The organism is Hymenobacter nivis (assembly GCF_006439025.1).
GTDB classification, from domain to species: Bacteria; Bacteroidota; Bacteroidia; order Cytophagales; family Hymenobacteraceae; genus Hymenobacter; species Hymenobacter nivis_A.
Window position 1 is genome coordinate 19,372 of sequence record NZ_RCYZ01000013.1, and the last position, 20,647, is coordinate 40,018.

Sequence of the window (20,647 nt, forward strand, 5' to 3'; positions counted from 1 at the left end):
TATCAGCCTCATGTCGTCTACTTCCCTGGAAGCCTTTTACACCAAGTTTGGCGCCGGAGCCGGGGGTGCGAACCTGGCTGACCTGTCGCGTCAGGTGGGCCACTTCAACGTCTTTAACATCGCCGACCTGGCGCCCTACACCGGGGGCGAGCGGCCCATGCTGTTTGACAAGCGCCTGTATTATAAAATCAGTTTGTGCAGCGGGCCGAGCCGGGTCGAATACGGCGACCAGGTGCTGGACATTGCCCAGCAGGCCGTGTTTCTGGCCACGCCCCGCGTGCCCTACCGCTGGGTGCCGCTCACGCCCACACCCAGCGGCTATTTCTGCATCTTCAACCAAGAGTTTTTGCTGGGGCCCCGCGGGGGTGGGGCCGTCGAGGAATTACCCATTTTTCAGCCGGGGGCCTACCCGCTCTGGGAAGTGAGCGCCGCGCAGGCGCAGGCCGTGCAGGGGCTATTCGAGAAGATGAGCCAGGAAATCACCTCCGACTATGCCTACAAGTACGACCTGCTGCGCAGCTACCTCTGGGAGTTGATTCACCTGGTGCAGAAGCTGCAGCCCGCCCCCAGCGCGCCGCCCGCCGGCAGCGCCGCCGAGCGCCTGGCCACGCAGTTTGGCGAGCTGCTGGAGCGGCAGTTTCCGCTGCCCGGCCCCGGCCAGGCGCTGCGCCTGCGCACGCCCACCGACTTTGCCGACCAGCTGGCCGTGCACGTCAACTACCTCAACCGGGCGCTCAAGGAGGCGACCGGGCACACGACGAGCGCGCTGCTGGCGGGGCGGCTCACCCAGGAAGCCAAGATTTTGCTGCGCCAAACCACCTGGAGCATCACCCAGATTGCCGAGGGGCTGGGCTTTACCGACACAGCCCACTTCTGCACCTTCTTCAAGCGCCAGACCCAGCACACGCCGGGCGCGTTTCGGAGCTAGCCGGTTGGTTTGAATTATACAGAAACTGGTTTGCGCGGCGAAATGCGGGCCCGGCGGACTAGCCGGACCTTTGTCGCACTAGTTTTTCTCTTCAAGCCCGGCGGCTGTGCCCGCCGGCCCTAGCTATCCCCAACGACATGAAAGCAGTTAAAATTGACGAGTACGGCGACGAGCGCGTGCTACAAGTGGTAGAAGTGCCCACGCCCGAACCCGCCTCCGATGAGGTATTAATCCAGGTGCACGCGGCCGGCGTGAACCCCATGGATTGGAAGATTCGCGACGGGGCCGGCGTGCGCTTTGGCCTGCAGCTGCCCATTTCCCTGGGCAGCGAAATTGCCGGGGTGGTGGCCAAAGTGGGCGCTGGCATCACGGCGCTGCGCGTGGGCGATGCCGTGTACGGCACGGTCAAGGCGGGCGGCTACGCCGACTACGCCCTGGCCAAGCTGGAGGAAGTGGCCCTCAAGCCCGCCGCGCTGGATTTTACCCAGGGGGCCGCCATTCCGCTGGCTGCACTCACTGCCTGGCAGGCCCTGTTTGACCTGGCCCAGCTGCAAGCCGGGCAGCGCGTGTTTATCACCGCCGCCGCGGGCAACGTGGGCGCGCTGGCCGTGCAGCTGGCCAAGGCCAAGGGAGCCATCGTAACGGGCCTAGCTTCCGGCCCCAACGAAGCGTTTGTGCGGGGGCTCGGGGTCGATGCCTTTGTCGACTACACCACCCAAACGTTTGAAGACGTGGTGTTGGAGCAGGATGTCGTCTTCGACGTGGTGGGGGGCGACACGTTCGAGCGCGCCTTTCGCTGCCTGAAAAAAGGCGGTACGCTGGTGACGGCTGTGGCTTTCCCGACCCCGGAGCAGGCGGCCGCGCACGAGGTGAAGGCCGTGCGGGTGTTTTGTCAGCCCAACCGGGCGGAGCTGGCTGAAATCAGCCAGCTCGTGGACGCCCACCAGCTGACCGCGCACGTGGCCCACGTCTTTCCGCTAGCCCAGGTGCGCGCGGCCCAGCAGCTATCTAAAGAAGGGCGCACGCGCGGCAAAATCGTTTTGCAGCTTGGCAGCAGCGAATAGCCTTAAGGTCAGTTCGGGGAAGCTCCCTGGTGGGCGGCCAAAAAGGGGAGGATAACGGCCGCCATTTCCGCGGGCACCTCTTCCGCCAGGTCGTGGCCCGCGTGGAAAACGTGGCCCGTCACGTTCGTGGCCAGCTGCCGCATTATTTCCTCGTTGCGCGCCCCGATAAAGGCGTCGCCGCCCAGCGCCAGCACCGGCAGCGCCAGCGGCGTGCTCGCCGCGGCCCGGTTCTGCTCGCCATCGACGAGCATGGCGCGGTACACGGCCAGCATCGAGCGGATGCCGCCGGGCAGGCTGTAGCAGCGCACGTACTCTGCCAGCGCATCCGCCGTGGCCGAGTCGGGAAAGAGGCGCTCCGACTTAATCATGTAGGTAATCAGCTCCCGCTCGTGGCCGGCAATCAGCATCTCGGGCACATCCGCCTTGAAGTAGAAACCCACGTGCCAGAGAAACATGCCGACGGCATTTTCCGGCGTCAGGGCCGTGTGCTGCTCGAAGTTGAAGCCCGGCATCAACGCTTCCGCGAAGACCAGGGCTTTTACCCGCTGCGGCTGGCGCACGGCGAGCTGGTAGCCAATCACCGCCCCCCAATCCTCGCCCACCACGCTATACGTGGCGTGGCCGAGCTGGGCCATGAGCGCCGCAATGTCGTCGCTCATGGTGGCCGAGTCGTAACCCCCGGCCGGGTGGTCCGAATCGCCGAGGCCGCGCAGGTCGGGCACGATGACGGTGTAGCGGTCGCTGAGCAGGGGCAGCAAATGACGCCAATGGTAGCTCGTTTTCGGGATGCCGTGCAGCAGCACGACGGGCGCGCCCGCGCCGGCGAAGCGGTAGTGCAGGCTTGTGCCATTCACCGCGGCGCGGTCACTTTGCACGGGCCTGCCTTGGTGGTCCACCATCCGAAAGGCACCTTCGTTGTTAAGCGGGAAGTGTTTCATGCGGCAAAGGACTCGCTCACCTTTTGCCGCGCCAATAACTCACCCCAAAGTGAGCGTTTCCCCTTCTCCTCTCCCATGGCCAGTAAGTTGAAAGCTGGGACCACCAATGCCCAGAATAGTCAGTTCTTATCGGCGTGGTGCTCCGTCAATGACGTATTGCGCGACATTAGTCCCCGCTGGAAGATGGTGCTCCTGCACGGCATTGCCCACGGGGTAAAGCAGTTCAGCCAGCTCAAGCGGACATTTCCCACCTTGTCCGACCAGGTACTGGGCCAGCGGCTGGCCGAATTAGTAGCCGAGGGGCTGGTCGAGAAGGCCGCGGTGGCGGGTACCGTCCCCCCGCGCATTCGCTATTCGGCAACGCCCAAGGGCTGCGCCCTGCTGGCCATCGTCGACGACCTGCAGCGCTGGGGCCAGCAGGATTGGTCCCGCGACCACGCGGAAGAATCAGTTTAAGAAACGGCACCAAGTAGCGGGCAGGTGCTCCTGCTCGTTACTTGGTGCGGCTTGCCTATTCTCCCTTTCCCATTGATAGCGCTGTTCCGCTATAATGTGCTACCCATCCGGTAGCGGAGGCGGCGCGCGGCGCAATTCGCCACCAGCGCCCACCGCGGGAACAATCAGAAATTTTTATGGCCACAGAGCGAAATATCAACTGCGTCTCCTACTTTTGTAGTCGCGACTACTAAATCATTTCGCCCATGTCCACTCCCACGCAACTCGGCTTCGTTTCGCTCCAGGTGAGCGACCTGGCCGCCTCCCGCCACTTCTACGCCGACGTGCTTGACTTCCAGCCCGTGCCCGCCTCGCCCCCCGATGCCTGCCTGTTCGTCACCCAGAGCGGCGCCCTGTTTGCCTTGCGCACGCCGCTGGTGGATTTGCAGGCCACCAGCCGGCTTGGCTGGGGCGTTAGCCTCTGGTTTGGCGTGCCCGAGCTTGCCGCTTTCCTGGAGCGGCTGGAAGGCAAAGTCCAGGTAGTTCGCGGCCTGCAAGCCACGCCCTTCGGCACCACGGCCATCATCGCCGACCCCGACGGCTACTGGCTGACCTTGCAAGAAGTACCGGCCAAGTGAGCGCGCCCCGCTCCTGGGTGCTGGTGGCCAGCCGCGACCACATCCGGCACGGCGTGGTGCAGGGCATCGCCCAGGCCAACCACGGCCAGCCGGGCCCCCTGCATCGCTTGCAGCCCGGCGATGGCGTGGTGCTCTACGCGCCGAAGCTCGTGCACGGCCAGCCGGCGCCCTGCCAGTGCTTCGTGGCGCTGGGTGAGGTGGGCCCCGCGCCCGTTTTTCAGGTGCAGGTAACGCCGGACTTTGCGCCCTTTCGGCGGCGGGTTAGCTACCAGCCCGTTACCGAAGTACCCATCCAGCCGCTGCTCGCGCAGCTGAGCTTTATTACCGATAAAGCGCACTGGGGCTACCCCTTCCGGGCGGGCTACTTCGCTATCCCAGAGGCTGATTTCACTTTAATCGAGGCGGCGATGACTGCCCCTACGCATGGCCGATAACCCCATTTTCACTTACACGCAGCCCGAGGAAAGCACCGGCTACCTGCTCTGGCAGGTTACGATGGGCTGGCACCTGCGCATGAACCAGCAGCTGCGCCCGGTGGGCCTCACGCTCACGCAGTTCTCGCTGCTGGCCGGGCTGTATTGGCTGAGCCGGCAGGGCGAAGTCGTGACCCAGCAGCGGCTGGCCGACTACGCCCACACCGACCGCATGATGACGTCCAAGGTGCTGCAAACGCTGGAAAAGAAAGGCTTGGTCGCGCGCCGCAGCAATCCGCACGACGGCCGGGCCAAGCAGCTGCAGCTGACCGACGCCGGCGAAGGCCTGTTGCGGCAAGCCCACGCCGTAATGCAGCAGGCCGACGGCCAGTTTTTTGGCCCCCTTGGGGCGGAAGCGGGGCTGTTCAACCAACTGCTAGCCCGCCTGATGGGCTAGCCACCCGGACCAAAGCCCGGACTACTCTAAAAAATGTCGCTTGCTAGCCTGTTAAAAAGGCGAACGGTCACTCTATGTCTCACTCATTTCATTCACCACCCCATGCTTGCCATTACCGGCGCCACGGGCCAACTCGGCCAGGCCACGCTTCGTCACGTAACCACTACAGTAGATGCCAGCCAGTTGGTGGCCCTCGTGCGTGACCCCCAAAAGGCCACCGGGCTGGTTGCCCCCGGCGTTATCCTCCGTCAGGGAGACTATAACGACCCCGCCTCGCTGGTCGCCGCCTTTCAGGGGGTTAGCACCGTGCTGCTTATCTCCGGCACGGACCTAGCTACCCGTACTCAGCAGCACCGCCACGTTATCGACGCGGCCCGCGCGGCGGGCGTAACCCGCCTGGTGTACACCAGCGGGGTCAACCCTTCGGCCGATTCGGCCTTTATCGCCTCCCCCAGCCACGCGGCGACGGAAGACTACCTGCGCGCCTCGGGCCTGACTTACACGATTCTGCGCAACACGCTCTACCTGGATTTGCTGCCCATGCTTATCGACCCAGGCGCGCGGGCGCGGGGTGCCTTCTATTACGCGGCGGGCAAGGGCGCCGCCAGCTTTGCCCTGCGCGCCGAGATTGCCGAAGTATTGGCCACGGTGCTCACCACCCCCGGCCACGACAACCAAACCTACGACATCGCCCCGGCCCCCGTGCACACGATGGCCGAGGTAACGGCCGCCATCAGCGCCGCCACCGGCCAGCCGCTGCGCTACGTGCCAATTTCCGGCGACGAGCTGACGGCGGCGCTGCGCCAGCATCACCTGCCCGAGCCGCTGGTGCTGCTCATCGCGAGCATGGCGCAGGCGCAGGCAAATCAAGAGTTCAACCTGACTAGTCCCGCTTTTGCGCAGCTACTGGGCCGCCAGCCCACCAGCTTAGCGGAGTTTGTCCAAAACGCGTTTGGGCGCTAGGTCATGCACCAAGCGGGCAAGGGACAGCCAGTGAGGTAGTGGACAAGACGATGCCGTAACCGCTACCTCACTAACTTAAAAGCATCTGGAATTACACCTCGCTCACTGCGCAGGACCCATGATGCGGGCGCGATGCGCCAGCCCCCAATCCGCCAGGCTATCCGTCAGCGCTTTGAGCGAGCGGCCCGTATCGGACAGGCTATAGGTCACGGTCAGCGGCTTACTCGCCGACACTTCCCGCACGATTAGCCCGTTCGTTTCCAGGTCCTGCAGCTCGCGACTCAGCACCTTGCCCGAGATGCCGGTCACCTCCCGCAGCAAGGCCGAATAGCGCAGCGGCTGGTAGCATAGGCGGGCAATGAGGGCCAGCTTCCACTTCCCGCTCAGCAAGTCGAGCGTGTCATCGAGGGCGCGCATCCGCTGGATGCAGGCGCTGCTAAGGGGGTGGTTGGGGGTTACTTGTTCCATGGCAAAGCTGGTTACCTGCGTGTCACTTGAGGGGCGTGCTTGTCCCGGTTACTTTTTGTCCCTAAGGTACTAGCTGACAGTAGGCGCTAGTACCTTTGCCGAGCAATTAGTTCCTAAAGCACTTACCAGCATGTCCTTGATTGAAGACCTGACGTGGCGCTACGCCACCAAAAAGATGAATGGGCAGCGCATCCCGGCCGATAAGCTAGCCTACATCTTGGAAGCCGCCCGGCTCGCCCCCTCCTCTTCGGGCCTGCAGCCCTACAAAATCCTTGTTATCTCGGACCCCGCCTTGCTAGCGAAAGTCAAAGAAGTCGCCTTCCAGCAAAGTCAGATTACGGACTGCTCGCACCTGCTGGTTTTTGCGGCCTGGGACGGCTACAGTGAGGCGCGCATCACGCGCGTCTTCAACTACCTGACGGACGAGCGGGGCTTGCCGCGCGAGACGATGGACGACTACAAGCAAACTATTCTGGCCATGTATGAGCCGCTGGGCACCGAATGGCAAGCCCACCACGCGGCCAAGCAGAGCTACATCGCCTTTGCCCTAGCCATCGCGGCGGCGGCCGAACAGCGGGTGGATGCTACCCCCATCGAAGGCTTTGACAATGCGCGGCTTGATGCCCTCCTTCATCTTACGGGCAGTGGCTACCGCAGCACGGTGCTGTTGCCGCTGGGCTACCGGGCGGAAGAAGGTGACTGGCTGGTGAAGCTGAAAAAAGTACGCACGCCCCAGGCAGACTTTATTACCGAACTGACCCTGGCCGATGTGGCCGCGCCTGAAGACAAACCGCTGCCGGTAGCCAGTCAACATTAACACCCAGTCATTTGCCCCTATTGCCAGCAGTGGCCAGTAGCTATCTGCTCGTTAAAGTAGCGAGTAGGGGGCGCTGCTGGTAGTAATAAAATGCTATCCTAAAACCACGCTGAGCAGAAAGCGCATCAGCCCTTTTCCAAGGATTGTCTTCGATCAAACATTATGTAACTGGACAAAAGGCAGGGGTAGTGAAAATTACGAAGAGCCAGATTTTCTACTTTTTGTGCAATTATATCACCTGTGTAGAAGGACGCTTTCCTAGCCAGACCAAGAAGCACAGCAAGCACTAAGGAAACAGCTCACTAGCCGCGACTGCGCGGCAGCCGACCGCTTGTTGGTCTATTGGTTCAAGTAGCTTGTTTAACGGCGCTTACTAAGTGCAGGCGCGCCTCCCCGTATATCTTGCTGCGGTCGATGTACTCCACTACCCTTTGCCCACACGCTTATGGCCATACTTATTCGCTTACTTCTTATCGGGCTGGTGGGTCTGGTAAGCGAACAAGCGGCGGCGCAAACCCGCACGATGGAGGAACGATTACGGTCCGTTCCCGATAGTGTCACCGTCGGTCGACTCACCGTGGTCAACGTGTTTAAATACCAGCTGTTAGCGGCTAGCAGCTCCCAAAGAGCCGCGGCGGCTACCCTCCTTGCCGATAAAGTCTACCGGCCGTATGCCGCGGTTTGGCAGCAAATGGGTCAAGCCTTCGGCAACGCGTTCCAACCCGCCGCTTTCACGCGGTGGAACCTACGTTTGACGGACAGTCTGGCGGCCGTGGTCCAGCCCAAGCTGGCGTGGCTGCTGGCCAGTAACCTGGATTCGCTCTTTGGGCGGCAGCTCCAGCAACTCCACCGGACCACCGGCCGCCTGCCAGCGGGGCGCTGGCTCATCTTTTTTAGTCCCTACGAGCAGATGGGCCTCGTGATGGGGGGATTTGATAACCAAGCCATGTTGGTTGACCTAAGCGATAAGCGCGTGACGAGCGAAACGCTTCAGTTTGGCTTCCCGCACGAGCTGCAACACATGATCTACTACGAAACAAGCACGCAGGACCCCGATAAGGACTCCGCGCTGTACGCCGTGCTCGACGAGGGCTTCGCCTCCTATGCCGTGTACAAGTATTACGACGAACGCGTGTCGCTCGACAAAGCCATTTTTGCCAAGACTACCCCGGCGGAACTGGCGTGGTGTTTGGCGCACGAGCGCGAAATTTTTGAGAAAGCCCAGCCGTATCTGCTGGCCAAGATTGATGCGAAGAATGCGCTCATGTGTGGGGTTCGCGTCGGGAACTGTCCGAAGTTGTTCGCCGAAGCGCCGAGCAATTTGATTTACTTCTTAGGCTTTCGCATCATCCAGGCGTACGAGAAAAAACGGGGCCGCGGCACCTGGAAAGACGTCTATACCAAACCCGTTCGGGAAGTCCTGGCCCAGAGTGGTTATGGCCAACAGTGGCAAAAGAGTCGTCCAAAAAAGTGAACCCGTTACGGCCAATTCGCACTACTTCCATGCTTGATAGCGCAAAGACTTGACGCAGAATGTAGAGTAAGAGCGACCAGAAAGGCGCACCTTTCTGAGGCCCCCTCCGATGAGTACTAAAAGCTAGCCTAGGGGGTGTCTCAGCAGCTCAAGAAGTAGGGTCTGAATCAATAGTAGGAGACCGGTACTTTCTGAGCCAGCAGCGGCGTTCGAAAAACCCGCTCGCAAAACGGCCCTGAAAACCGCGTTTTCAGAGCCGTTGGTGTGGGTAGGGAAGTCGTTCGGAAAACAGTAGATTGCGCGTGCCGTGCCGTGAAGCACGTCGCGGCTGTCGCTTCTATTGCCTGCCTACGATGCCTCCCCCGCCCGCCCGCTTGTTGGTTGCCTTCCTGGTGGTGATGCCCCTTTTAACGTGGGCGCAGCACACCGTCCCCGCCCCCGGCGCCCCAACGACCGCGCGTGAGCTGGTCCACAAGACCTTTCTGATCGGATACCCCGACGCGGCGCACCCGCCCGCACCGGAGGACCGCAGTTATTTTATCTTCCAACCGGACGGCCGTGCGGTCTACCGGGGGACCCGAGGCGTTGCGGTGCAGAAAGACAGCCCCCTGGGGTGGCGCGTGGCGGGGGACTCTCTGTTTTTGACCCCGGGCGCGGTGACCCTGGAAGCCGCGGGCCAGACGCAACGCATCGCGCGCGCGGTGGTGCGGTACGCCGTTACCAAAGTCCCCGGGGGGTACTTGCTGCGGCGCAACGCGGAGCAAACGCTGTTGACGGAGGTGAAGTAAGCGGTGACCGCGGGCGGCGTCGGGGAACGGCTGCGGGCGGGGCAAGGAAGCGGGTTTACTGGCTTCGCTAAAGTGGGGCCTTTTACCCCGCCCGCCCCGACGCGCCCAATCGGGAATAAGGTCCGCTGAGAGGGGTTGTCACGTCTTCCCGTCCTTCGTTTGCAATATGTAAAATGGGATAAATCAGGAGTCAGGCGGGCGCATTTTGTCAAGTTTTTGCCGGCAAAAACTTGACAAAATGCGCTCCATAAGCGTAATTTTACGTGGCTATTAAGCGTAGTACATAAGTACCTGGGTATGGCAAAGGTGTCTATTATGCAGCGGGTAAAAGCGCAACTGAACCAGCTCCCGCCGGGTGCGCTGGTCGGCTACGCGGACTTCGTTCAGGAACCTGGCCAATTTGCGGCCGTAGCGGCGGCCTTGAGTCGCCTCAGTAAAGCGGGCGAAATCATCCGCTTTGCCAAAGGCCAATACTATCGCCCCCACCTTAGCCGCTTCGGTACGGTGCCCCCCAGTGACCAAGCCGTGCTGGCAGTTGTGGGGGCGACTACGGGGCAACTAGTGCCTTATGCAACAGGCATCAGTGTGTATAACCGCCTGGGATTGACCACGCAAGTGCCGGCGGTCGTTACCCTGGCATCCACGCGGCGGCGGCGCAACCTGCCCCGCCGTTTACGCACCGTTGTGCGGCCGGCGCTGGAGCAGGCCAGCGATGTCCCGCTGCTGCAGTGGCTGGAAGTGCTGCGCGACGTGCGGCGAATTCCTGACACTTCTCCCGACCGCGTCGTGACGCGCGTGGCCAAGGAGCTCCGGCTGCTCACCCCGGCCGCCCGCCGCCGACTCGTCGCGCTTGCCTCTCAACAAACGCCCCCCCGGGGCCGGGCCTTGTTGGGAGCCCTGCTGGAAAACATCCCCAACAAGAAAGGGGCTGCTGCGCTGCGCCAGACCCTGAATCCGCTCACCACCTATCGCCTTGGGATCAGCGCTAAGGTGCTCCCCAACCGCGCCGCTTGGCACATTCAATGACCCTGCACCTGCACCCCACTGACTTTCGCGCCTTATTAGCGGCCACGGCCCAGCAACTGGGGATGGCTGACGTCTTGATCGAGAAAGACTACTGGGTCACCTACATACTGCGTGCGCTGGCCGATTCGCCTTACCGAGACCAAGTGGTCTTTAAGGGCGGTACGGCGCTGAGCAAAGCGTACGGGCTATCGGAGCGCTTCTCGGAAGACGTGGACTTGGCCATTGCCGGCACCGAGGGTTGGAGCAACAACCAAGTTAAGAAACTGATGGACTCGGCTGCTCGGCATTTGACGCAGGGATTAGCGGCAGACCCCACGGCACCCGGCACCAGTCGCGGCAGTCACTTTCGGAAGACGGCCCACCAGTTCCCTGCGCTATTGGCCGGGGGGGCCACTTGGGATTCTCAGCTTCGCACGGGAGCTGTGCTATTGGAAATCAATGCTTTTGCCCGTCCTTATCCAAGCCACCGGCGCGCCATTCAATCCTACTTAGGTCAATTTCTAGCACAGCAGGGCCAAACGGAAGCAATGGTCGAGTTTGGCTTGGCTCCCTTTGAGGTGCTGACCCTCGCGTTGGAACGCACGCTGACCGAGAAAATTCTAGCGTTGGTACGGGCGGGCGCCGCACCGGACCCGTTGCGAGAGTTGGAGGCGAAGATTCGGCACGCCTACGATGTGCACCAGATTTTACAACAGCCAGCGGTGGCGGCTTTCTTCGCCAGTCCCGCCTTTGCGCACCTGCTACAGGAAGTACAGGCGGACGATGCGCGGAACCAAGAATTTCAGGGTGACTGGGCGACGCAACCCCTAACCCAGGCGCAGCTGTTTGCGGACGGTGGCCGCACGTGGGCGCGCTTAATTCCAACGTATCTAGACGGATTTCGCAAGCTTGTGTACGGGGTACTCCCGCCCGCCGGAGCAGTTGGCCAAACGTTGGCTCTTGTTGGGACACGCTTGCAAGCGCTGGCTATGTAGTTCGCGCGGCTGAGTACTTGGCTACGGTGCTGGCGGAAATAGCGAGCCTTTTGCTGATAGCGTAGTTGGAAAAGCCACCCGCTTTCAACTCATGTATCTGTTCAATGACCGCGGCGCTTTTGACAGGTGGACCCATCGGCAGGCCCTCGGCCCGGCGCCGGGCCATCCCGGCCTTGGTACGTTCGCTGAGGCGGATGCGCTCTTGCTTAGCCAGTGTGGCTAAGAGGGAGATGATAGCCTCCTGAAAGAGCCCGACTGAATCCAGGTATTGCTCCGTGAGCGACTTGTAACCCACGCCCCATCCTTGCAATTGATTGAGGTACTGCAAGGTAGGCAATGCCCCCTCTCGACTAAAGCGGTCCAGGCTCCAGAACAGCACCAAGTCGAAACGTCGTAGGTGGGCATCGGCAAACAGCGCCTGAAACTCGGAGCGCTTGCCCGTGCCGCCCGACTCGTGCTCCACGTACTCTTTGTAAACGGTGTAGCCGTGAGCCTGGGCAAAGCGCCGCAGTTCGGGCAACTGGTTTTCGGTACTCTGACCTTTGTCCTTGGTCGAGACACGAGCGTAGAGGGCGACGGTTGTCATACCCGGAAGGTACTCCAATAAGGGTCAGTAAAATACGGGGCAAAAAAGGGCCTCTGCGCGCTGGAAACGCCTCCACTCAAACCATCCAATAAAGGCCCCGTGGCTGTTGCAGAACTCTGCTTGGTGGTACCAGGCGAGGATAATACAAGCCTAATCAAGCCAAAAAGGCCGTTTAAAGGGTCTTTTAGATGTGCTTGGCAGCTAGCCCACGCTGATAACCCGGCATTTAGTGTGTTCTGCAACAGCCACGCCCGTGGTCGGCCGTGTATTACTATTTCGTTGCTGGCAACTCAACGACCTGTGGCAGCGGCTCAACGCAGCCGTTAATCGGGCCGACCGGCTGGCCGCCGGTTGCGGGGCTACGCCTTCCTTGGTCTGCCTGGACAGCCAAAGTGTCCGACTCGCGCCGCGCATCTTTGAGCACCGCGGACTGGACGGGGGCAAACAAGTAAACTGACGTAAGCGGCAGATTATAAGCGATGTGCAGGGACACCTTTTTGCCTGCCGCGTGCATGCAGCCAATGGGGACGACGGGGTAGAAGCCCTGCGCTTACTGCCCGCGCCTCTGGCTTGGGGCCGCGCTTGTTTACCATGGTGACCGACAAGGGGTACCTAGGGCGTTTCGCCCGCCACCTCACGGCCCTGGGCCTCAACCACCGAATCGGCAGCCGTTCGCCAACGGCCCGCGGCTTCCTTCTGATCGCCAATCGCTGGGTCTTGGAGCGCACCTTTACTTGGCTAACGGGCTTTAGACGACTGGCCATCGACTACGAATTTACCCCGCGCGTCCACGAAACCTGGCTGCTAGTCGATAATATAACGATGTGCCTCAATGGATTAACCGTAGCTTGATTTCCTAACATCCTCTTAGAGTATTCTTAGCTATGCTATTCGGGAATATCTGTTTTGCGGTATTCTCCTTTCAATTTTAAGTAGGATACAATGGCCATTTTTTCTTTATAATTTTCCGAATCAAGTGGAAAGACCCAATTACGAAGTAAATCAGTAACCATAACGGGCGCTCCTTCTTTGCCGTCATAAGTACTTCTATAAGTAATCGGCCGCTTAATATCTGCGCCTTGTTCTATGATTAGGTAACGAACTATGTCAACTCTATCGCGAGTGAAAGCAGCGTATAAAGCAGATTTATGGTAAGGGGCTTCGTAATTAACTGTAGCACCTGCGTCAATCAGTAGTTTAACACTTTCTAATCGATTATAAGCAGCGGAGATAAGAGGTGTCGCATGAGATTCTGTACTATCAGTGGCAGCTAAATTAGGATTTGCTTTATAATCAATTAAAAGTTTCACATATGCTGACGTTTCATACTTATCGGCAGCATTAATAAGAGGAGTAATCCCCTTATGAAGGTCGCGAATATTAGGATTAGCGCCATGTTGCAGTAAAGCTTTAGCTGCTGAGTAATGATTAGTGTAGATCGCCCAACTCAGTAATGTTTGCCCAAATTTAGGTTCGCGAGCATTGATTAATTCATGGTTTTTAGATAATATAAGATAAATTTCTGTAGTATCATCACGTGAAACTGCTTGAGCTAATAACCAAGCTTTAGTTGAAGCAAATAACTTAACATCATCGCCAAGTAAATCTTGCGACTGTTCTGAGCAACCTGCTGCGAATAGAGCACCTATTAAAAATAATAATTTTTTCATGACTATTCTTTAAGACCTTGGGCCTCCATTTTTTCGATGACAGTTCCCATGAGATGATTATTAATTCGCAGACCCAATCTGATTGCATCGTCTATAGGACCAGGCCAGTCATATGGGTATGAAGCTGGTAAGATATGTTTAATTCCTTCTGCTCTCATACCTATACTGGATTGCGAGTAATCAACAATCTCGCCTTGAACAATATAAGCATCAATTTTGGCATCACGATTCAAGCCAAGTTCTGCTTTAGTGCCTGAGCTAAGGGCTGCTGCATTGAATGTAATTGCATCGCTTCCCGTTGCTAGAGCATTTGCACTAGCCAATGCACCACCTAGCGAGTGACCAGTAAAAGTCAGCTCGCTTTCACCAAGTTTATCTCTCAATGCTCTAGCATTATCGGTAGATTGTTTATACTGTGGATCTCCTTTTTTAAATGGTTGAAGAGCATCAGTTTTTGCATCATTCCTGTCATCAGTACCGGCGGTTGCGTAAGTAAATTCTGTTTTGCCTCCTTTCGTGCGTTCGTATAAATTAGATTTAAACCCTGTTTTAGTATTTGAATAGCCAAGACCGGTTTTTAAACCAGATAGATGCCAGCCTCCTTTGAGAATGTGCCCACTTGGATTGTAAACATCGTCTGCCATAGCTGCTGCTTGCCTAGGCGTGGGCTTCATTCCATCTCGGTCGATAAATCTCAGAGGATTATCAAACGAAAAGACATAAGGAGACCAGCGGCGCATTTGGTCAGATAACGGATCAATTGTATGCCATTTACCTACTTGAACATCATACATTCTTGCCCCATAATCTGCCCAATTTAGCCCTAAGTTGTTCTGCTGTTCCTTACTATTGAATTGAAATTTGTTCATTAGCCCTTGTATGCTTGGCGAAGTATAGTCTATGCCAGCCAAACTCAATCCATAAGGATCGTAACTGTTCTCTTGCACCTGCAAGCCCTGGCCCAGCACCACCTGCACGTCGTCGAAGTAGACATCCGCGTTGCTCTCGTTGCCCACGTAGGCCGTCACGTACCCGTCTTGAGCGGCAATCACCTGTACTATTAAAGGCTCGTAGCCCCCAGCTGCGGCCGCGCTTAATTGCCGGGTTTGGGTCTGGGTGCTGACCAAGTTGGAGTCGGCATCGAAGACGAGCAGACGCGCGTAGCCTTGCGGCACGCTGCCGCTGCGGGTCAGTGCCGCCAGCGGCGCGCTCACCCCGATGCTGAGCAGCGGTAGTGAACTGCGCCGCCGCCCGTCGGTGCCGGCCGTGGGCTGCTGCTGCACGAGCGTGGCCACGAAGGCAGCAAGTGAAAACGCAAAGCTATTGTTCTGCACCGCCTGCGGATAGTAGCCCGGCGCGGTGACCGTGACGGTGTCGCCCTTTTGCACGGCCAACTGCTTGAGCGGGCCGATGGGCTGGGGCGCGCCGCCCCCGGCGTTGAGCTTGGCCACGTAGCTGCCCGTGCGGGCCCGGTTGACGCCGCCCGCGTTCACGTTCTGGGCCACGGGGTGACTCACGCTCAGCGAGTCAAACTGGCGCACTTCGCGCCGGTGCCCATCCGCGTCGTCCTGTTCTAGGCCGGCTGCGTAGGTGAGCCGCTGCCCGGCGCGGTAGGCCAGGCGCAGGTTGCCCAGGTGATCCTTAAGCGTGTACTCGCGCTGGTAGCGCACGGCCCCGCTGGCCCCGTTCACGAAGCGTAGCACGCGCCCCTCGGCGTGGGGGAAGAAGCGTAGGCTGTCCCCCTCGTACTGGTAGGGGCCCAGGTAGTCCGTGCGCCCCAGCGGCTTGCCGCTCTGGTACACGAGCTTGGCCACCTTCTGCCCCGCCGCCGTGTAGCGGAACACCACGCTGTCGGCCCCCGTCCCAAACTGCACCTGCTGAGGCAGGCCCAGGTGGTTGTAGAGGATGCGACCGATGCCCTTGTTTTGGTCTTGTGTGAGGCTGCCGTTCGGGTCGTACCCGTACTCCTGGGCCCGGCGCACGCCCTGCTCCTGGAAGTCCCCCGCCAGCGAGGCCGGGGCCCCGTTGTAATTCGCCGGCCGCGCCAGTTGATTGGTGGCTATCTGGTCGTTGACGGCCTGCAGGCGGTTACCTGCGTAGGCGTAGGATAAGTTGTCTACCGGCCCGAATTGCTTCGGGGCCGTGCGCGTAGCATTGGCCAGCAGCCCGCGCCGCTGCAAGGCCAGAATGTTGCCGTTCTCGTCGTAACGCAGCCCGGCCAGGGCAAAGCGCTGCTGTTCGGCATTCCAGCTACCCGCCGCGTTCTGGGCCACGTAGTCGCCGAAAAGCAGCCGATTGGCCCCGTCGTAGCCGTAGCCGTAGGCCCGCGCTACCCCGTCGTGTTTATTGCGCCACTTCTGGCCCGCGATGTTGCCGTTGAACTGGGGTACTTGAAAGCCACAATCGTAGCTCAATTGCATCCCCCACAGGTCCGTTGAATTCGCTACGGAAGTGATGCCCGTCACCAGGTCCTCGTTGAGGCCCGTGAGCCAGCCGCGGATGTTGTAGGCGTAGTCCACCTGCTGGGCCAGGCCCGTGCCCGGGGCCAACTGCTTTTGCAGCACCTGCCCCACTTCGTTGTAGGCAAAGCTGGCCACCAGCGCCGCCCGCGCCTCGCCCGGCAGCTGCTGGGCGGTCGTCAGCAGACGCCCCGCGTGGTCGTACGTGTGCGTCTCGGCCACGGCGATGGCCTCGTGCCGCGGGCCCGTGTGCACGCTGTACCTTTTAAGCACTTGGCCCACAAAATTTACCTGGCTCGTCACCACGTCCTGGCCCTGGCGGGCATTGGTGGCCACCACCTGCACGGGCCGGGCCTTGTCGTCGTAAAACGTCGTCGTCGTCAGCCACGCCGCCTGCGTGGCGTCGTTGTCGGCCACGCCCAGCACCCGCGTTTGGGTGCGCGTCGCCAGCCCCGTCACCCGCGCGTCCGCGACCGGGGCTTGGCCGGTTGGGAACTGCCCCGCGTACTGGTTGTCAAACGCCACATCCGGTGCGCCGTCCTGGTTGAAGTCGTAGCCGTCGTAGTACGTGGCCGTCAGCACGCGCCCCGCCCCGAAGCCGTCCTGCCCCAGGCGCGGGTAGGCCCCCGTCACCGAGTAGTACTGCGTGGCCGCATCCGTCGTCGGCTGCTCGAACTGCGCCACTGCCGGCGTCTGCCCCGCCGCGGCCGTGCTGAGCTGGTCGGCTTCCTGCTGCAAGGCGTCGGCCGTCGCGTTCCGCGTCACCAAGCCCGTGAGCACCGCCCGGCCCAGCGCGTCGTACTTGGTCCAGCCCCACTCCTGCCGCGCCCGCTGCGCCGGGTCCTGGCTGAGCACCGGCCGGTCCAGCTGGTCGAACACCACCAGAATTTCCCCCGTCTGCCCGGGCACTTGCTTGGCCAGTTGCCGCCCGCGCCCGTCGTAGCGGTAGTAAAACAGCAGCGAGTCCACCGCCGCGTTCACCTGCTGGCCGTTGCTGGCCAGTAGGCGCGTGGCCTTGGGTGGCAGCACGGCCCGCAGCCGCTGGAAGTCGTCGTACACGTAACCCGTCGTCAGCCACTGGCCCGCGCCCAACCCCACTTTCTTGGCTACCACCTGCCCCTGCTTGTCGGCAAAGGTCTGGGTGGCGTTTTGCTGCTCGTCCGTGGTCTCGGTCACCCACAGCTCCCCGGCCGGGTAGCTCCCCTGGTAGGCCAGCGCGTGCGCAACGGCCGCCGTGGTCCCGTAGGCCGCCGCGAAGCGCGCCACGGCGTCGGCGTCTGTACTAGGCCGTTCGGTGCGCCCTTGGGCGTGGCCGCCGGTTAGGGCCCAGGGCTCGCCCGGGGCCCCCTGCGCCACTACCCGGTTTAGGGGCGAGGCCTCGAACCGGGTTTCCCCGTACGCCTGCCCCGTGCGCGCCACCCCGTCGGTGAGCAGGCCCGGGCCCTGCGGCTGCCGGGGCGTGTAGAAGTCGAACTGCTCGCGCAGCGCGTTGGGCCGGTAGGCCCCCTTCTGGTGGCTCGTGTCGGCGAAGGCGTAGGGCAGGTACTGGCGGGGCTGGCGGCCCAGCGCGTCGTAGGCCACGGCCTGCACCAGGTCGTGTTGCTGCGGCGAGGCCTGCCACTGCACCGTCTGCACCGGCCGCCCCAGCCCGTCGAGGTACTGGGTCGTGGCCGCTGCCTGCGCCACCGTCCAGGCCGGGTCGGGCGCTTCGGCCCCCGGCTGGGGCACCAGCTCCACGTCGTCGAAGTACAGGCTCGTGCCGCCCGGCCCGCGCGAGAACACGCCCACCTCGCAGCGGCCGCCGGTCACGGCGATGCCGGCCACCTCCACCGGCTGCCAGCGCCCGCCCGCCCCGCCCGGCGTGGCCGCGATCGGCGTTTGCAAGGGCGGCCCGCCGTAGTGCTGGGCCTGCAGGTAGGCCGCGCCCTGGCCCCCGTCGGTCTTCACCCACGCCCGCAGGCGGTAGGTACCGGCGGGCAAGCCCGTGGCCACCTGGTAGGTGTAGGCCTGGTAGGGCTGGCTTTGGTAGTGGGTGGCGTGGTAGTCGCCCGTGCGCCCGTCGGGGTACGTTTCGCGGTAGGCCGCGTCGGCGGGCGAGCCCGGCCCGTACGTCGTGCGCCAGCCCGCCAGGGCGTTGCCTTCGCCGGCCTCGAAGCTGGCGTTGGCCAGCGCGTTGGGCTGGGCCACCAGGGCCACGTCGTCGAAGTAGAGGCTGGCGCCGCCCGGCCCGCGCGAGTACACGCCCACCCGGCACTGCCCGTTCGTCACGGCAATGTCGGGCACTTCCACCAAGACCCAGGGCCCGCCGAGGCCGCCGGGCGTGGCCGCGATGGCCGTTTGCGCCACCGGCCCGCCGTAGTCCTGGGCCTGCAGAAAGGCCGCGTCCTGCCCGCCCACGGTCTGCACCCAGGCGCGGAGCGTGTACAGGCCGTTGGCCAGGCCCGTGACCACCTGGTAGGTGTCGGCCGCGTAGGGCTGGTTCTGGTAGTGGGTGGCGTGGAAATCGCCCGTGTGCGCGGCGGGGAAGTCGTCGCGGTAGGCCGCGTCCGTGGGCGAGCCCGCCCCGTAGGCCGTCTGCCAGCCGCCGGCCAGCGCGTTGCCCGCGCCGGCGGTTTCGAAGCCGCCGTTGGCCACCGGGTTGGGGGCCGCCGCCGGGGCGGGCGCCGCCGGGTCGAAGGCCGTGAGGCGGTTGGCCCCCAGCGGCTCCTCGTAGGTGCCGTCGGGCCGTTGCCAGCGCACCGACAGGTGCCCGCCGCCGCCGGCCTGCTTGTGCAGGGCCTCGATGTAGTAGCGCTGGCCCGCCTCCAGGCGGACGGGGTCGGACTGCTGCTCGGCGAACTTGGTCCACTCGCGCGGGGCGGTGTAGCCCGGGGCTTCGGCGACGAGCGCCCGGTGGGCCGGGTCCGCGTCGGGGCTCAGCCAGAGCTGGCCCGTGTCGTCGGCCGCCACCCAGAAGGTGTAGTAGCCCGCCTGCGGGGCCGTCACGTAGCCCCGGAAGCGCGCCCCGTAGTCGTACGCATTTTCCGGGGCGGCCTCGAACGTACTGAGCACGGCGGTGCGGGTGGGCGGCGCGTTCACCGGCACGTCGACCACGCCCGTGCCGGGCGCGTTGTCCCACTGCTCGCGCAGCAGCGTGCCGGCCGGGGCCGGGGGCGGGGTGGCGTCGGGGGCGGTGAGCGGCACGCGCGGCGCCCAGGTGCGCACGTAGTTGACCACGTCCGTGGCGCCGGCCCTGTCCACCGGCGCGGCGGGCGGCGCGGGCACCGGGCAGGCGGCCGTTAGCGGCGGATTGGTCAGTGCCGGGGCGCGGTCCACTTGTAAGTAAAGCACCTTGGACGTCAGCGTCAAATTGGTCACCCAGTCGTTGGTGCCGGTGACGCGGTAGGCGCCCGCGTCGGCGGCGCCGGGCGCGGCCAGGGCCAGCGCCTCGCCGGTTGCGCCGGCCACGTCCTGCCAGGCCCCGCCCACCCGGCGTTGCCACTGGTAGTGGGTGCGCGCCCCGCCCAGCGGGCGGCGCAGCGCCAGCGCCTGCCCCGGCACGAAGCGCACGGTGTCGGCCCCAGCCGGCGGGCTCTGCCCCGCGTACGTGTACGTCCCGATGGACTGCCCGGGCCCGGGGGCGTTGCGCTCCAGGCTGCCAAAATCCAGCGCGTTGCGGTCCACGAGCAAGGACAGCCCCCCCGGGTTGTTGATCCCCTGCCAACTGGGCAGGGCCGTGAGCCGGCTGTCGACCAGGGTCAGGTAAGAGAGCTGGCGCAAGTTGGCCCAGGCGGCGGGCACGGCCCCCGCGAACCGGTTGCCGTACAGCACTAGGGTGGCCAGGTTGCCCAGGTTGCCCAGTTCGGCCGGCAGCGCCCCGTCCATCAGGGTTTCGCTGAGTTCGAAGTACGTGAGGTGGACGAGCCGGCCGAACGAAGCCGGGATGCCCCCTTGGTAGAGGTTGCTGGGGTAGCCGGCCGGGTGGCGGGTGTCGCCGCCGAGCAATAACCGCGTGAGTTGGGTCAGGTTGCCCAACGCGGGCGGCAACGTGCCCGTCAGGCGGTTGTTGTAGAACGAGAGGTACGTCAGGCGGGTCAGCTGGCCCACCTCGGCCGGGATGGCCCCCGAAACCCCCGTCGCGCTGATGATCAGGCTCCGCAGTTGCCGCAACTGGCCCAACTCGCGCGGAATGGGGCCGGTGAGCCCGAACGCGCCGCTGAGTTGCAGTTCCGTCAAGCCTGCCAATTGGCCCAGGCTGGCGGGGATGGCGCCCTGCATGTGGTTCTCGCCGTTGACCAACTTCACCACGTCCCCGCCGGCCACCCCTACCCCGTCCCAAGCGGCCGCGTCGGCCAGCGTGGTGCCCTGCAACCAATTGGTGTGGTGGTACCAGCCGTCGCCGCCGGTGGCGTAGTAAAACTGGCGCAGCACGCGCAGCTCGGTCGAATCGGCCACCAGGCCCTGCCCCGCCGGCACCCCCTGGGCCCGGGCCCCCGCCGCCACGAGGAGCAACAAAGGCAACAGAAAAGTCCCACAAAACCGCACACGGGCAACAAGAGACGTCCAGCGC

Annotated in this window: 18 protein-coding genes; 13 read left to right on the plus strand and 5 right to left on the minus strand. The window is 62.5% G+C overall.

Annotated features, from left to right (window positions below):
• The first annotated feature begins 10 nt into the window (after positions 1-10).
• Entirely contained in the window at positions 11-928 is a 918-nt protein-coding gene (locus EAH73_RS21350; RefSeq protein ID WP_140469465.1) for a helix-turn-helix domain-containing protein, read from the plus strand.
• A gap of 137 nt (positions 929-1,065) precedes the next feature.
• Complete coding sequence (locus tag EAH73_RS21355) at positions 1,066-1,992, plus strand: NADP-dependent oxidoreductase (RefSeq protein ID WP_140469466.1); 927 nt, start codon at positions 1,066-1,068, stop codon at positions 1,990-1,992.
• A gap of 8 nt (positions 1,993-2,000) precedes the next feature.
• Here the strand turns inward: EAH73_RS21355 and EAH73_RS21360 are convergent, their stop codons facing one another.
• Positions 2,001-2,930 carry an alpha/beta fold hydrolase gene (locus EAH73_RS21360; protein WP_205013032.1) on the minus strand — a complete coding sequence of 310 codons (930 nt, stop codon included), beginning with the start codon at positions 2,928-2,930 and terminating at the stop codon, positions 2,001-2,003.
• Between the two features lie 75 nt (positions 2,931-3,005).
• Here EAH73_RS21360 and EAH73_RS21365 point away from each other — a divergent pair, with 75 nt between their 5' ends.
• The 5 genes from EAH73_RS21365 (at position 3,006) to EAH73_RS21385 (ending at position 5,836) form a co-directional block, all read left to right on the plus strand.
• A complete protein-coding gene (locus EAH73_RS21365; protein WP_140469467.1) occupies positions 3,006-3,386 on the plus strand; it encodes a winged helix-turn-helix transcriptional regulator in 381 nt (126 codons plus the stop codon).
• Positions 3,387-3,631: 245 nt separating this feature from the next.
• Entirely contained in the window at positions 3,632-4,003 is a 372-nt protein-coding gene (locus tag EAH73_RS21370) for a VOC family protein (RefSeq protein WP_140469468.1), read from the plus strand.
• Positions 4,000-4,437 (plus strand): EVE domain-containing protein, encoded by a 438-nt coding sequence (locus EAH73_RS21375; RefSeq protein ID WP_161599637.1) that lies wholly within the window; start codon positions 4,000-4,002, stop codon positions 4,435-4,437. Before EAH73_RS21370 ends, EAH73_RS21375 begins: the two co-directional genes overlap by 4 nt.
• Positions 4,427-4,873: a MarR family winged helix-turn-helix transcriptional regulator gene (locus EAH73_RS21380; protein ID WP_140469470.1), complete on the plus strand. Its 447-nt coding sequence runs from the start codon at positions 4,427-4,429 to the stop codon at positions 4,871-4,873. The genes EAH73_RS21375 and EAH73_RS21380 overlap by 11 nt, the downstream gene beginning before the upstream one ends.
• Before the next feature lie 102 nt (positions 4,874-4,975).
• Positions 4,976-5,836 carry an SDR family oxidoreductase gene (locus tag EAH73_RS21385; protein WP_161599638.1) on the plus strand — a complete coding sequence of 287 codons (861 nt, stop codon included), beginning with the start codon at positions 4,976-4,978 and terminating at the stop codon, positions 5,834-5,836.
• 102 nt (positions 5,837-5,938) lie between these two features.
• Here EAH73_RS21385 and EAH73_RS21390 read toward each other — a convergent pair whose 3' ends face one another.
• A complete protein-coding gene (locus EAH73_RS21390) occupies positions 5,939-6,304 on the minus strand; it encodes a winged helix-turn-helix transcriptional regulator (RefSeq protein WP_140469472.1) in 366 nt (121 codons plus the stop codon).
• 130 nt (positions 6,305-6,434) lie between these two features.
• On the opposite strand from EAH73_RS21390, the gene EAH73_RS21395 reads away from it, so the two are divergent.
• The 5 genes from EAH73_RS21395 (at position 6,435) to EAH73_RS21415 (ending at position 11,383) form a co-directional block, all read left to right on the plus strand.
• A complete protein-coding gene (locus tag EAH73_RS21395; RefSeq protein ID WP_140469473.1) occupies positions 6,435-7,121 on the plus strand; it encodes a nitroreductase family protein in 687 nt (228 codons plus the stop codon).
• A gap of 445 nt (positions 7,122-7,566) precedes the next feature.
• The gene (locus EAH73_RS21400) at positions 7,567-8,595 is read left to right on the plus strand and encodes a DUF2268 domain-containing putative Zn-dependent protease (protein ID WP_140469474.1); all 1,029 of its coding nucleotides are present in this window, start codon (positions 7,567-7,569) and stop codon (positions 8,593-8,595) included.
• A 374-nt stretch (positions 8,596-8,969) separates the two neighbouring features.
• Positions 8,970-9,383, plus strand: a complete 414-nt coding sequence (locus tag EAH73_RS21405) for a hypothetical protein (RefSeq protein ID WP_140469475.1) — start codon at positions 8,970-8,972, stop codon at positions 9,381-9,383.
• A gap of 297 nt (positions 9,384-9,680) precedes the next feature.
• Complete coding sequence (locus tag EAH73_RS21410; RefSeq protein WP_140469476.1) at positions 9,681-10,409, plus strand: DUF6088 family protein; 729 nt, start codon at positions 9,681-9,683, stop codon at positions 10,407-10,409.
• Positions 10,406-11,383 (plus strand): nucleotidyl transferase AbiEii/AbiGii toxin family protein, encoded by a 978-nt coding sequence (locus EAH73_RS21415; RefSeq protein ID WP_140469477.1) that lies wholly within the window; start codon positions 10,406-10,408, stop codon positions 11,381-11,383. Before EAH73_RS21410 ends, EAH73_RS21415 begins: the two co-directional genes overlap by 4 nt.
• Here EAH73_RS21415 and EAH73_RS21420 read toward each other — a convergent pair.
• Complete coding sequence (locus EAH73_RS21420) at positions 11,376-11,969, minus strand: recombinase family protein (protein ID WP_140469478.1); 594 nt, start codon at positions 11,967-11,969, stop codon at positions 11,376-11,378. The genes EAH73_RS21415 and EAH73_RS21420 overlap by 8 nt on opposite strands.
• A gap of 582 nt (positions 11,970-12,551) precedes the next feature.
• Between EAH73_RS21420 and EAH73_RS24045 the strand changes: the two genes are divergently transcribed.
• Positions 12,552-12,821, plus strand: a complete 270-nt coding sequence (locus EAH73_RS24045) for a transposase (RefSeq protein ID WP_410503827.1) — start codon at positions 12,552-12,554, stop codon at positions 12,819-12,821.
• A 35-nt stretch (positions 12,822-12,856) separates the two neighbouring features.
• Here the strand turns inward: EAH73_RS24045 and EAH73_RS21430 are convergent, their stop codons facing one another.
• Together EAH73_RS21430 and EAH73_RS21435 are read right to left on the minus strand one after the other, a co-directional pair.
• The gene (locus EAH73_RS21430) at positions 12,857-13,639 is read right to left on the minus strand and encodes an ankyrin repeat domain-containing protein (protein WP_140469480.1); all 783 of its coding nucleotides are present in this window, start codon (positions 13,637-13,639) and stop codon (positions 12,857-12,859) included.
• Between the two features lie 2 nt (positions 13,640-13,641).
• Positions 13,642-20,592, minus strand: a complete 6,951-nt coding sequence (locus tag EAH73_RS21435) for a DUF6443 domain-containing protein (RefSeq protein ID WP_161599639.1) — start codon at positions 20,590-20,592, stop codon at positions 13,642-13,644.
• Positions 20,593-20,647: the final 55 nt, after the last annotated feature.